12 protein-coding genes and 1 tRNA gene are annotated in these 14005 nt (G+C 42.7%); all 13 read left to right on the top strand.

Going from position 1 to position 14005, the window contains the following annotated elements; genetic code table 11:
* The first annotated feature begins 20 nt into the window (after positions 1 to 20).
* The 13 genes from AXK38_04550 to AXK38_04610 all read left to right on the top strand — a co-directional run bounded on the left by AXK38_04550 (position 21) and on the right by AXK38_04610 (position 14003).
* Positions 21 to 677 (top strand): MmcQ family protein, encoded by a 657-nt coding sequence (locus tag AXK38_04550; GenBank protein ID AMH88556.1) that lies wholly within the window; start codon positions 21 to 23, stop codon positions 675 to 677.
* Positions 678 to 979: 302 nt separating this feature from the next.
* Positions 980 to 2542: a 2-isopropylmalate synthase gene (locus AXK38_04555; GenBank protein AMH88557.1), complete on the top strand. Its 1563-nt coding sequence runs from the start codon at positions 980 to 982 to the stop codon at positions 2540 to 2542.
* 11 nt (positions 2543 to 2553) lie between these two features.
* Positions 2554 to 3591 (top strand): 3-isopropylmalate dehydrogenase, encoded by a 1038-nt coding sequence (locus AXK38_04560; protein AMH88558.1) that lies wholly within the window; start codon positions 2554 to 2556, stop codon positions 3589 to 3591.
* Positions 3588 to 3857, top strand: a complete 270-nt coding sequence (locus AXK38_04565; GenBank protein AMH88559.1) for a hypothetical protein — start codon at positions 3588 to 3590, stop codon at positions 3855 to 3857. The genes AXK38_04560 and AXK38_04565 overlap by 4 nt, the downstream gene beginning before the upstream one ends.
* A gap of 3 nt (positions 3858 to 3860) precedes the next feature.
* Complete coding sequence (locus AXK38_04570) at positions 3861 to 5243, top strand: isopropylmalate isomerase (GenBank protein ID AMH88560.1); 1383 nt, start codon at positions 3861 to 3863, stop codon at positions 5241 to 5243.
* Positions 5244 to 5252: 9 nt separating this feature from the next.
* Positions 5253 to 5846 (top strand): isopropylmalate isomerase, encoded by a 594-nt coding sequence (locus tag AXK38_04575; protein AMH88561.1) that lies wholly within the window; start codon positions 5253 to 5255, stop codon positions 5844 to 5846.
* Positions 5847 to 5873: 27 nt separating this feature from the next.
* Positions 5874 to 6653, top strand: a complete 780-nt coding sequence (locus AXK38_04580) for a translation factor (SUA5) (protein AMH88562.1) — start codon at positions 5874 to 5876, stop codon at positions 6651 to 6653.
* 204 nt (positions 6654 to 6857) lie between these two features.
* The gene (locus tag AXK38_04585; GenBank protein ID AMH88563.1) at positions 6858 to 7844 is read left to right on the top strand and encodes a guanosine monophosphate reductase; all 987 of its coding nucleotides are present in this window, start codon (positions 6858 to 6860) and stop codon (positions 7842 to 7844) included.
* Positions 7845 to 7910: 66 nt separating this feature from the next.
* Positions 7911 to 7982, top strand: a tRNA-Arg gene (locus AXK38_04590).
* Between the two features lie 183 nt (positions 7983 to 8165).
* Positions 8166 to 8864 carry a ribonuclease III gene (locus AXK38_04595; GenBank protein AMH88564.1) on the top strand — a complete coding sequence of 233 codons (699 nt, stop codon included), beginning with the start codon at positions 8166 to 8168 and terminating at the stop codon, positions 8862 to 8864.
* Positions 8855 to 12394: a chromosome segregation protein SMC gene (locus AXK38_04600; GenBank protein ID AMH88565.1), complete on the top strand. Its 3540-nt coding sequence runs from the start codon at positions 8855 to 8857 to the stop codon at positions 12392 to 12394. The genes AXK38_04595 and AXK38_04600 overlap by 10 nt, the downstream gene beginning before the upstream one ends.
* Positions 12391 to 13185 carry a haloacid dehalogenase gene (locus AXK38_04605; GenBank protein AMH88566.1) on the top strand — a complete coding sequence of 265 codons (795 nt, stop codon included), beginning with the start codon at positions 12391 to 12393 and terminating at the stop codon, positions 13183 to 13185. The genes AXK38_04600 and AXK38_04605 overlap by 4 nt, the downstream gene beginning before the upstream one ends.
* Entirely contained in the window at positions 13185 to 14003 is an 819-nt protein-coding gene (locus AXK38_04610) for a haloacid dehalogenase (GenBank protein AMH88567.1), read from the top strand. Before AXK38_04605 ends, AXK38_04610 begins: the two co-directional genes overlap by 1 nt.
* Positions 14004 to 14005 lie beyond the last annotated feature (2 nt).

The raw sequence follows: 14005 nt of genomic DNA on the forward strand, positions 1-14005 counted from the left end.
TTGGGTAGCAGTTTTCGCTTATGTTTGAAATTTTTAAATCCTATCAATTTAATCAAGAAAAGGCTCATGCTTATGGTTTTATAGAAAATAGTGGAGTCTGGACCTATAGTTTCCAGATTTTGGATGGAGACTTTGTCATGACTGTATCCATTACTGTTGATAATGTGAGCTTTCAAGTCTTTGACCAGGAAACGGGTGACCTCTATCCTCAAGTCCATATGGAAAGTATGAGAGGAAGTTTTGTCGGAAATGTCCGTGAGGCTTGTCTGGAGATTCTTTACCAGATTCGGAAGGCTTGTTTTGATGTGCAAGATTTTATCTATCCTCAGACTAAGCGAATCATGACTCAAGTTCAGGAAAAATATGGTAATCAGTTGGAGTATCTGTGGGAGAAATCGCCTGATACGGCAGTGTTAAGACATGAAGGCAATAAAAAGTGGTATGCTGTTTTGATGAAAATTTCTTGGAATAAGCTGGAAAAGGGCAGAGAAGGGCAAGTGGAAGCAGTCAATCTCAAACATGACCAAGTAGCTGATTTGCTTTCACACAAGGGCATTTATCCAGCCTTTCATATGAATAAGCGCTATTGGATAAGTGTGGCGCTTGATGATACTTTATCAGATGAAGAAGTACTGGAATTGATAGAAAGAAGTTGGAATTTAACTATTAAAAAATGAAACATTTCAAGAACTTTCAATTAGCAAAATATTCTTTACTGAAGAAATTTTCAGAAAATATTGGATTTTTTCTTGACATGTGTTTTTTCCTATGCTAAAATACTAAACAAGATATCAAACGAAGGAGAAAGTCAAACATGAAAACAGCTAAGTTTAATCAATTTGCTTTGTTGTTGAGGTACTCGGGCTAGTGCAAAAGCATTAGTCCTGTTTGGCTTACCAAGCGGGAGTGAATCAACATCTCGCTTGGAACTCCGAGCGAGATGTTTTTTTAAAACCGAATTTAGAAACGGGGAAATCTTATGAGAACAGTTGAATTTCTAGATACTAGCCTTCGAGATGGTGAGCAGACACCAGGTGTTAACTTTTCAATTAAAGAAAAAATTGCCATAGCAAGACAGCTGGAGAAATGGGGTATTTCAGCCATTGAAGCTGGTTTTCCGGCGGCTAGTCCAGACTCATTTACGGCAGTGCAGGAGATTGCTAAGGTCTTGAAGAAAACAGCGGTGACTGGTTTGGCACGTTCGGTCAAGTCTGATATCGATGCTTGTTATGAGGCCCTAAAGGATGCCAAGTATCCACAGGTTCACGTTTTTATTGCTACTAGTCCGATTCACCGCAAGTATAAGCTTAATAAGAGTAAGGAAGAGATTTTGGAAGCTATCAAGGAGCATGTTTCTTATGCCCGTTCTAAGTTTGAAGTGGTTGAATTCTCTCCTGAGGATGCGACCCGAACAGAGTTGGATTTCCTCTTGCAAGTTGTTCAAACTGCGGTAGATGCGGGGGCGTCTTATATCAATATCCCTGACACGGTTGGATTCACCACTCCAGAAGAGTACGGTGCTATCTTCAAACACCTGATTGAGAATGTTAAGACAGATCGTCAGATTGTCTATTCACCTCACTGCCACGATGACCTTGGAATGGCAGTTGCCAATAGCCTTGCCGCTGTCAAAAATGGGGCAGGACGTGTCGAAGGAACTATCAACGGTATTGGGGAGCGAGCAGGAAATGCTGCTTTGGAAGAAATTGCAGTGGCTCTCAATATTCGACAAAATTACTACCAAGCAGAGACCAGTATTGTTTTAAATGAAACCATCAATACTTCTGAAATGGTTTCTCGCTTCTCTGGTATTTCAGTTCCTAAAAACAAGGCCGTCGTTGGTGGCAATGCCTTTTCTCACGAATCTGGTATTCACCAAGACGGAGTCCTTAAAAATCCTCTTACTTATGAGATTATCACACCTGAATTGGTTGGAGTTAAGAGTAATAGCCTTCCACTTGGAAAATTGTCAGGTCGTCATGCCTTTGTTGAGAAACTAAGAGAACTGGCCCTAGATTTTACAGAAGAGGACATCAAACCACTCTTTGCTAAGTTCAAGACTCTGGCCGATAAGAAACAAGAAATCACAGATGCAGATATTCGTGCGCTGGTCGCTGGAACTATGGTTGAAAACCCAGAAGGCTTCCACTTTGATGATTTACAACTTCAAACTCATGCAGACAATGACATTGAAGCGCTCGTTAGCCTAGCCAATATGGATGATGAGAAGGTCGAATTTAATGCGACAGGGCAAGGCTCTGTTGAGGCAATCTTCAACGCTATCGACAAGTTCTTTAATCAATCCGTCCGCTTGGTGTCCTATACTATTGACGCTGTGACAGATGGAATTGATGCCCAAGCTCGGGTCTTGGTAACTGTTGAAAACAGAGATACAGAAACCATCTTTAATGCAGCAGGTCTTGATTTCGATGTACTGAAGGCTTCGGCTATTGCCTACATCAATGCTAATACATTTGTTCAAAAAGAGAATGCTGGTGAGATAGGGCACAGTGTTTCCTATCGTGACATGCCTAGTGTGTAAAGGAGAATGCTATGACAAAGAAAATAGTAGCTCTAGCAGGGGACGGAATTGGCCCAGAAATCATGGAGGCTGGTTTAGAAGTTCTGGAGGCTCTAGCTGAAAAAACAGGTTTTGACTATGAGATTGATAGACGACCTTTCGGAGGTGCAGGTATCGATGCTGCAGGGCATCCCTTACCTGATGAAACCCTCAAGGCATGTAGAGAAGCAGATGCCATTCTTCTAGCGGCTATCGGTAGTCCTCAGTATGATGGAGCAGCGGTTCGCCCTGAACAAGGTCTGCTAGCTCTCCGTAAGGAACTCAATCTCTATGCCAATATTCGCCCTGTAAAAATCTTTGACAGTCTTAAACATTTGTCACCACTCAAAGCAGAACGAATTGCTGGTGTAGACTTTGTCGTGGTGCGTGAGTTGACAGGCGGGATTTACTTTGGGGACCATATCCTTGAAGAGCGAAAAGCGCGTGATATCAACGACTATAGCTATGAGGAAGTGGAGCGGATTATTCGCAAGGCCTTTGAAATCGCAAGAAATCGCAGAAAAATCCTTACCAGCATCGATAAGCAAAATGTTTTAGCGACCTCAAAACTCTGGCGAAAAGTAGCTGAGGAAGTCGCGCAGGATTTTCCAGATGTAACCTTGGAGCACCAGCTAGTCGACTCAGCTGCCATGCTCATGATTACCAATCCTGCCAAGTTTGATGTTATCGTGACAGAGAATCTTTTCGGAGATATTCTATCTGATGAATCAAGCGTCTTATCTGGCACACTTGGAGTTATGCCATCAGCCAGTCATTCTGAAAAGGGTCCAAGCCTCTATGAACCCATTCATGGTTCAGCGCCTGATATTGCAGGACAAGGAATTGCTAATCCTATCTCCATGATTTTATCAGTGGCCATGATGTTGAGAGACAGTTTTGGACGTTATGAGGATGCAGAGCGTATCGAACGTGCAGTAGAAGCCAGTTTGGCAGCAGGAATTTTAACGAGAGATATAGGAGGTCAGGCTTCGACCAAGGAAATGACAGAAGCTATTATTGCAAGGTTATGAAGTTAGACGAAAAAATTACTCTTGCCCTCTTGATTTGGAATGTTATGGTTTTCTTGACTTATGGCATTGACAAATCTAAGGCAAGGAGAAGAGCATGGCGCATCCCAGAGAAAATCTTACTCATTTTAGCCTTTACTTGTGGTGGCTTTGGTGCCTGGCTAGCAGGAATCATTTTTCATCACAAGACTAGAAAATGGTACTTTAAAACAGTTTGGTTTCTCGGAATGGTGTCTACACTAGTAGCCTTATATTTTATTTGGAGGTAATGGATGGCAGGAAAATCGATTTTTGATAAATTATGGGACCGTCATGTCATCACAGGAGAAGAGGGGCAGCCCCAACTCATGTATGTGGACCAGCACTATATTCATGAAGTGACCAGTCCTCAGGCTTTTCAAGGACTGCGAGACGCAGGTCGCAGATTGAGACGACCAGACTTGACATTTGGAACCTTTGACCACAATGTCCCGACGATCAATATTTACGATATTCGAGATGTGATTTCTAAGGCTCAAATTGATAAACTGGCTGAAAATGTTGAGGAATTCGGGATCGAACATGCGGCCCATGGTTCTGAGAAACAAGGAATCGTTCATATGGTTGGTCCAGAGACAGGACGGACCCAACCAGGAAAATTCATCGTCTGTGGAGATAGCCATACGGCAACCCACGGGGCTTTCGGAGCTATCGCCTTTGGAATTGGGACCAGTGAAGTTGAGCATGTCTTTGCGACACAGACCATCTGGCAGGTCAAACCCAAGAAAATGCTGGTGGAATTCACTGGTGTTCCTCAAAAAGGAGTTTATTCTAAGGATTATATTCTCGCCTTGATTGCCAAGTATGGAGTTGCCTGTGGTGTTGGCTATGTGGTGGAATATCGTGGGCAAGCGATTGATGCACTAAGTATGGAAGAGCGAATGACCATCTGCAATATGTCCATCGAGTTTGGATCTAAGATGGGAATCATGAATCCAGATCAAACCACCTATGATTATCTCAAGGGACGCGAGTGTGTTCCAGAGGACTTCGAAGAGGCTGTGGCGGATTGGAAAACAATTGTCAGTGATGATGATGCTGTTTACGATAAAGTTATCCGGATGGATGTCTCAGACCTAGCTCCCATGGTGACTTGGGGGACCAATCCTGCTATGGGGGTTGACTTTGACAGTAGTTTCCCAGAAATTAAGGATATGAATGATGAGCGCGCCTACAATTACATGGACTTGGAGCCTGGTCAAAAGCCAGCTGATATTGAACTAGGATATATCTTTATTGGTTCATGTACCAATGCTCGTCTCAGTGATTTGCAACTGGCGGCTCGATTTGTCAAAGGAAAGAAAATTGCTCCTAATTTAACGGCTATCGTGGTTCCGGGCTCTCGTCCTGTGAAACGTGCTGCTGAGAAGTTGGGCTTGGACAAGGTCTTCCTAGATGCTGGCTTTGAGTGGAGAGACCCAGGTTGCTCTATGTGCCTAGGGATGAATCCTGACAAGGTTCCAGATGGTGTTCACTGTGCCTCAACCAGCAATCGAAACTTTGAAGACAGACAAGGTTTTGGCGCTAAGACCCATCTCTGCAGTCCAGCCATGGCAGCTGCAGCAGCTATTGCAGGGCGATTCGTAGATGTTCGGCAAATGCCAGAAGCCCAGTAAGGAGAGGATATGGAGAAATTTACAGTTTATACGGGAACGACCGTTCCTCTTATGAATGATAATATTGACACCGACCAAATCCTACCCAAGCAGTTTCTAAAGTTAATTGATAAAAAAGGCTTTGGTAAGTACCTCATGTATGCTTGGCGTTATCTGGATGATCTCTATACTGAGGATCCTGACTTTGTCTTTAACCGGCCTGAATATCGTAAAGCCAGTATTCTTATCTCAGGGGATAACTTTGGAGCAGGTTCTTCGAGGGAACATGCAGCTTGGGCCTTAGCAGACTATGGTTTTAAGGTCGTGATTGCAGGGTCTTTTGGGGATATTCATTACAATAATGAACTCAATAATGGCATGTTGCCCATTGTTCAGCCCAGAGAGGTTAGAGAGAAACTAGCCCACTTGAAACCAACTGATCAGGTAACTGTGGACTTGGAACAACAAAAAATCATCTCACCAGTTGGAGAATTCACTTTCGAAATCGATAGCGAGTGGAAACACAAGCTCTTAAATGGTTTGGATGATATCGGTATTACATTGCAGTATGAAGATTTGATTGCTGCTTATGAAAAACAACGACCAGCCTACTGGCAGGATTAGAAGAAAAATAGAAAAGGAAATAGAACTATGACAAAACACATTCAATGGAAGGGAACACTTTCACAAGAAGGCTATGATATTTTAAAAGGTGAGGGCGGATGTATCGTTTGTCCTACAAAAGTTGGCTACATCATCATGACTAGTGACAAGGCAGGACTTGAACGCAAGTTTGAAGCTAAAGAACGTAACCGTAATAAACCAGGAGTGGTTCTCTGTGGTAGCATGGATGAGCTTCGCGCTTTAGCACAACTCAACCCAGAAATTGAAGCTTTCTACCAAAAACATTGGGACGAAGATATTCTTCTCGGTTGCATCCTTCCTTGGAAACCAGAAGCCTTTGAAAAACTCAAAGCATACGGTGATGGCCGTGAAGAACTGATGACTGATGTGCGTGGAACGAGCTGTTTCGTTATCAAGTTTGGGAAAGCTGGTGAACAATTAGCTGCCAAACTTTGGGAAGAAGGCAAGATGGTCTATGCCTCATCTGCAAACCCATCTGGAAAAGGTAACCGTGGTAAGGTAGAAGGTATCGGAGAACGGATCGAAGGGGCAGTTGACCTTGTTATCGAGGCAGACGACTATGTAGCTTCTATCCAACCAGACAAAACGATTGAAACTCGCTACGAGCAAGGTGTGATGGTCTCTATGGTCGATAAAGACGGCAAACTCATCCCAGAACAAGGAGGAGCACGTTCAACTTCACCAGCACCAGTCGTTATCCGTAAAGGGCTTGACATTGATAAAATCATGATGCACCTGTCAGATACCTTTAACTCATGGGACTACCGTCAGGGTGAGTATTATTAGGATGTAGTAGAAGAAGTGGGGAGAAAATAATCTCTCCTCTTTCTTTTGTTGTTCATGCAACAAAATCCGAACAATATATTTCAATTTATAAAATGATTTGACAAAAACTGTACTTTAGTTTATAATAAATCAAGGAAACGTCGGAAAAAGGCGTAGAGATGCGCAAGCATAGGTAGGTCATTATAAAAGAAACGAGACATCGATATGTTAAATGAATTTCCAATTTTTGATTACGAAGATATTCAATTGATTCCAAATAAATGTGTTATTAAAAGCCGTGCAGAAGCGGATACAAGTGTCACTCTAGGAAATCACACCTTTAAACTACCTGTGGTGCCAGCTAATATGCAGACGATTTTAGATGAAAATGTATCAGAGCAACTGGCTAAAGGGGGTTACTTCTACATTATGCACCGTTTTGATGAAGCAGGACGCATTCCTTTTATCAAACGCATGCACGATCAAGGGCTCATTGCTTCTATTTCTGTCGGTGTTAAGGACTATGAGTATGATTTTGTTAGCCAGCTCAAGGCTGATGCTCCAGAATACATCACGATTGACATTGCTCATGGTCATGCAGATAGCGTGATTTCTATGATTCAACACATCAAGAAAGAATTGCCAGATACTTTTGTTATTGCTGGAAATGTTGGAACACCAGAAGCTGTGCGTGAATTGGAGAATGCTGGTGCGGATGCCACTAAGGTCGGAATCGGTCCTGGTAAGGTTTGTATCACCAAGGTTAAGACTGGTTTTGGTACAGGTGGTTGGCAGTTGGCTGCTCTACGCTGGTGTGCCAAGGCTGCACGTAAACCTATTATCGCTGATGGAGGGATTCGTACTCACGGCGATATTGCCAAGTCTATCCGTTTCGGTGCTAGCATGGTTATGATTGGTTCCCTCTTTGCAGGACATATCGAAAGTCCAGGAAAAACGATTGAAGTTGATGGTGAACAGTTCAAAGAATACTACGGTTCAGCTTCACAATATCAAAAAGGAGCCTACAAAAACGTGGAGGGCAAACGCATCTTGCTTCCTGCTAAAGGTCATTTGCAAGACACTTTAACTGAGATGGAACAAGACCTTCAAAGTGCCATTTCGTATGCGGGTGGACGTCAGGTTGCTGACCTTAAACACGTTGATTATGTGATCGTGAAAAACTCTATCTGGAATGGGGATGCTTCCCACTAAGACGGGCTATATGGCCAGAAAAAAACTTGTTATTAGAGCAAATTTCTGTTATAATAAAACAAGTTTCCACCCTTAGTGTAATGGATATCACGTAAGATTCCGGTTCTTGAGATGGGGGTTCGATTCCCTCAGGGTGGATGTAAATATCCTAAAAAAGCCTTTAAATAGGGCTTTTTATTTATCCTGCCTCAAATTTGCCACTAAAACTGAAAATCTCATTTCAATGAATACTCAAATCTCCTCCAGTCCCGTTTTAAAGTGACTCAGGGGGCTTTTTTTGATATAATAAAAAGGACTGTTATCAGTTAGAAAGAGGTTGGTATGAAAGAATTACAAACTGTACTAAAGAACCATTTTGCAATCGAATTTGCAGACAAAAAGTTACTGGAAACTGCCTTTACTCATACGAGTTATGCCAATGAGCACCGCCTCTTAAAAATTTCACACAATGAACGCTTGGAATTTTTAGGAGACGCTGTTCTACAGTTATTGATTTCAGAATATCTGTATAAAAAATATCCTAAAAAGCCTGAAGGGGACTTGTCTAAACTCCGTGCCATGATTGTCCGTGAGGAGAGTTTGGCTGGTTTTGCGCGTGACTGCCAGTTTGATCAGTTTATCAAGCTGGGTAAGGGAGAAGAAAAGTCTGGTGGGCGCAATCGTGATACCATTCTTGGTGATGCCTTCGAAGCCTTTCTTGGTGCCCTCCTTTTGGACAAGGATGTGGCCAAGGTCAAGGAATTTATCTACCAAGTCATGATTCCTAAGGTTGAAGCAGGCGAGTTTGAGATGATTACAGACTACAAAACCCATCTCCAAGAGTTACTTCAAGTCAATGGAGATGTGGCTATTCGTTATCAGGTGATTTCTGAAACGGGTCCTGCTCACGATAAGGTCTTTGATGTAGAAGTTCTTGTTGAAGGCAAGAGTATTGGTCAAGGTCAAGGTCGTTCTAAGAAATTAGCAGAGCAGGAAGCTGCCAAAAATGCCGTTGAGAAAGGGCTGGATTCATGTATTTAAAGGAAATCGAAATTCAGGGATTCAAGTCTTTTGCTGACAAGACCAAGGTCGTCTTTGACCAAGGTGTGACGGCAGTCGTTGGACCCAATGGATCTGGAAAGTCGAATATTACAGAAAGTCTACGTTGGGCCTTGGGGGAGTCTAGTGTCAAGAGTCTCCGTGGTGGTAAGATGCCAGATGTCATCTTTGCCGGAACAGAGAGTCGCAAACCGCTCAATTATGCTTCTGTAATTGTGACTCTGGATAATCATGACGGATTTATCAAGGACGCTGGTCAAGAAATCAGGGTAGAACGCCATATCTACCGTAGTGGAGATAGCGAATACAAGATTGATGGCAAGAAAGTCCGTCTGCGTGATATTCATGACCTTTTCTTGGATACAGGTTTGGGACGAGATTCCTTTTCTATCATTTCCCAAGGGAAGGTTGAGGAGATTTTCAACTCCAAGCCTGAAGAACGCCGTGCTATTTTCGAAGAAGCTGCAGGAGTTTTGAAATACAAGACTCGTAGAAAAGAAACAGAGAGTAAACTACAGCAAACTCAGGATAATCTAGACCGCTTAGAGGATATTATCTACGAGTTAGATAATCAAATCAAGCCTCTTGAGAAACAAGCTGAGAATGCCCGTAAGTTTCTAGACTTGGATGGTCAACGTAAGGCCATTTATTTAGATGTTTTGGTTGCTCAAATCAAGGATAATAAGGCTGAACTAGAGTCGACAGAAGAAGAGTTGGCTCAGGTTCAGGAATTCTTGACTAGTTATTACCAAAAGCGTGAAAAATTAGAAGAAGAAAATCAAACTCTTAAAAAGCAACGCCAAGATTTACAGGCTGAAATGTCCAAAGATCAGGGCAGTTTGATGGATTTGACCAGTCTGATTAGTGATTTAGAGAGAAAATTAGCCCTATCGAAACTAGAGTCCGAGCAAGTAGCCCTGAATCAACAGGAAGCACAAGCTCGTTTGGCTGCTTTGGAGGATAAGAGAAATGCTCTAAGTCAGGAAAAGGCTGAAAAAGAAGCTAACTTGGCACAATTAGAGGAAAATCTAGTCCAAAATAATCAAAAACTCAATCGATTAGAGGCTGAATTACTGGCTTTTTCAGATGATCCTGATCAGATGATTGAACTTCTACGTGAACGCTTTGTAGCTCTTTTACAAGAAGAAGCGGATGTCTCAAACCAGTTGACCCGTATCGAGAATGAGTTGGAAAATATCCGTCAGCTTTCTCAAAAACAAGCAGATCAACTAGAAAAGCTGAAAGAACAACTGGCTACAGCTAAAGAGAAGGCTAGTCAGCAAAAAGAAGAGCTTGAAACTGCCAAGGAGCAGGTTCAGAAATTATTGGCTAACTATCAAGTCTGTGCCAAGGAACAAGAGGAGCAGAAAACTTCCTATCAAACTCAACAAAGTCAACTCTTTGACCGTCTGGATAGTCTCAAAAACAAGCAGGCTAGAGCTCAAAGTTTGGAAAATATCCTGAGAAATCATAGTAACTTTTATGCAGGTGTCAAGAGTGTCCTCCAAGAAAAAGACCGTCTTGGTGGAATAATTGGGGCAGTCAGTGAGCACCTGACCTTTGATGTGTATTATCAAACTGCTCTAGAGATTGCACTTGGAGCCAGCAGTCAGCATATCATCGTAGAAGATGAGAACGCGGCAACCAAGGCGATTGATTTCCTTAAACGAAACAGAGCTGGTCGTGCAACCTTCCTTCCTTTAACGACTATCAAGGCGCGTACGATTTCTAGTCAGAATCAAGATGCTATCGCTTCAAGTCCAGGTTTCCTTGGGATGGCAGATGAGCTGGTTACTTTTAATACTAGGCTGGAAGCCATTTTCAAGAACTTGCTAGCTACGACGGCTATCTTTGATAATGTAGAACATGCGCGTGCGGCAGCTCGTCAAGTTCGTTATCAGGTTCGTATGGTAACTCTTGATGGAACGGAGTTGCGCACAGGTGGTTCCTATGCAGGTGGAGCTAATCGCCAGAATAATAGCATTTTCATCAAGCCAGAACTGGAGCAATTACAAAAAGAAATTGCTGAAGAAGAAGCAAGCTTGCGTAAAGATGAAGAGAGTTTGAAGAACTTGCAAGATGAGATGGCTAGATTGACTGAATCATTAGAAGCTATTAAATCTCAGGGAGAGCAGGCTCGTATTCAGGAGCAGGGCTTGTCCCTCGCTTATCAGCAGATTTGTCAGCAAGTTGAAGAGCTAGAAACTCTTTGGAAACTCCAAGAAGAGGAATTAAATCGTCTTTCTGACGGAGATTGGCAAGCGGATAAGGAAAAATGCCAAGAGCGCCTCACTACTATCTCCAGCGACAAGCAAAATCTGGAAGCTGAGATTGAAGAGATTAAGTCTAACAAAAACGCCATCCAAGAACGCTATCAAAACTTGCAGGAAGATGTAGCGCAAGCTCGCTTGCTTAAGACAGAACTGCAAGGGCAAAAACGTTATGAAGTAGCTGATATTGAGCGTTTAGGCAAGGAATTGGACAACCTGAATCTTGAGCAAGAGGAAATTCAGCGCCTTCTTCAAGAAAAGGTTGACAATCTTGAGAAAGTTGATACGGATTTGCTCAGTCAGCAGGCTGAAGAAGCTAAAACTCAGAAAGCAAACCTTCAACAAGGTTTGATTCGCAAGCAGTTTGAATTGGATGATATAGAAGGTCAGCTGGATGATATTGCCAGTCATTTGGATCAGGCCCGCCAGCAGAATGAGGAGTGGATTCGCAAGCAAACACGTGCTGAGGCTAAGAAAGAAAAGGTCAGTGAGCGCTTGCGTCATTTACAAAGTCAATTAACAGACCAGTACCAGATCAGCTATACTGAAGCTCTTGAAAAGGCGCATGAGTTGGAAAATCTCAATCTGGCAGAGCAAGAGGTTAAGGATTTGGAGAAAGCTATTCGCTCACTGGGGCCTGTCAATTTAGACGCTATTGAACAGTATGAAGAAGTCCACAACCGTCTGGATTTCCTAAATAGTCAGCGAGATGATATTTTGTCTGCGAAAAATCTGCTCCTTGAGACTATCACAGAGATGAATGATGAGGTTAAGGAACGCTTTAAATCAACCTTTGAGGCTATTCGTGAGTCCTTTAAAGTGACCTTCAAGCAGATGTTTGGCGGAGGTCAGGCTGACTTGATTTTGACTGAGGGAGACCTGCTGACAGCTGGGGTTGAGATTTCTGTCCAACCACCAGGTAAGAAAATTCAGTCTCTCAACCTCATGAGTGGTGGGGAAAAAGCCTTATCGGCTCTTGCTTTGCTTTTCTCTATCATTCGAGTTAAGACTATCCCGTTTGTTATCTTGGATGAAGTGGAGGCTGCGCTGGACGAAGCCAATGTCAAACGCTTTGGGGATTACCTAAACCGCTTTGACAAGGACAGCCAGTTTATCGTCGTAACCCACCGTAAGGGAACCATGGCAGCGGCCGATTCTATCTATGGAGTGACCATGCAAGAATCAGGTGTCTCAAAAATTGTTTCAGTTAAGTTAAAAGATTTAGAAAGTATTGAAGGATGACAATTAAACTAGTAGCAACGGATATGGACGGAACCTTCCTAGATGGGAGTGGGCGCTTTGATATGGACCGCCTCAAGTCTCTCTTAGCTTCCTACAAGGAAAAAGGGATTTACTTTGCGGTAGCTTCGGGTCGGGGATTTCTGTCTCTAGAAAAATTATTTGCTGATGTTCGTGATGACATTATTTTCATCGCGGAAAATGGCAGTTTGGTAGAATATCAAGGTCAGGACTTGTATGAAGCGACCATGTCTCGTGAGTTTTATCTATCAACTTTTGAAAAACTGAAAACGTCACCTTATGTAGATATCAATAAATTGCTATTGACGGGTAAGAAGGGCTCTTATGTGCTAGATACGGTTGATGAGACCTATTTGAAAGAGAGCCAGCACTATAATGAAAATATCCAAAAAGTAGCGAGTCTAGAAGATATTACAGATGACATTTTCAAATTTACGACCAACTTCACAGAAGAAACGTTGGAAGTTGGAGAAGCTTGGGTAAACGAAAACGTTCCTGGTGTTAAGGCCATGACAACTGGCTTTGAATCTATTGATATTGTTCTGGACTATGTCGATAAGGGAGTGGCCATTGTTGAATTGGCTAAAAAACTTGGTATCACGCTGGGTCAAGTTATGGCTTTTGGAGACAATCTAAATGACTTGCACATGATGCAGGTTGTGGGACATCCTGTAGCTCCTGAGAATGCACGACCAGAGATTTTAGAATTAGCAGAGACTGTGATTGGTCACCATAAAGACCAGTCGGTTATAGCTTATATGGAGGGCTTATAATGGCAGATATAAAATTGATTGCATTGGACTTGGACGGGACTTTGCTGACTACTGATAAAAGGCTGACGGATCGGACCAAGGCAACCTTGAAAGCTGCGCGTGATCGTGGTATCAAGGTCGTATTGACAACGGGCCGTCCTTTAAAAGCTATGGATTTCTTTCTCCATGAGCTAGGGACTGACGGCCACGAAGATGAGTATACCATTACTTTTAATGGTGGTTTGGTTCAGAAAAATACAGGTGAAATCCTTGATAAGACAGTCTTTTCATATGATGATGTGGCACGTTTGTATGAAGAAACAGAGAAATTGTCACTTCCTCTTGACGCCATCTCAGAAGGAACTGTTTATCAAATCCAATCGGACCAAGAAAGTCTTTATGCCAAATTCAATCCAGCTTTGACTTTTGTACCAGTTGACTTTGAAGACCTGTCTAGTCAAATGACCTACAACAAATGCGTGACTGCCTTTGCTCAAGAACCCTTGGATGCAGCCATTCAGAAGATTTCTCCAGAATTGTTTGACCAATATGAAATCTTTAAATCACGAGAAATGTTGCTAGAGTGGTCACCAAAGAATGTTCATAAAGCAACAGGTTTGGCAAAACTAATCAGCCATCTTGGAATCGACCAAAGCCAAGTCATGGCCTGTGGTGACGAGGCCAATGACCTCTCTATGATTGAATGGGCAGGGCTCGGTGTTGCCATGCAAAACGCTGTTCCTGAAGTCAAGGCAGTCGCAAATGTAGTGACTCCAATGACCAATGATGAGGAAGCTGTCGCCTGGGCTATCGAAGAATATGTGCTAAAGGAGAACTAAGA

It is taken from the genome of Streptococcus mitis (genome assembly GCA_001560895.1).
In the GTDB taxonomy this organism is placed as follows: Bacteria; Bacillota; Bacilli; order Lactobacillales; family Streptococcaceae; genus Streptococcus; species Streptococcus mitis_Q.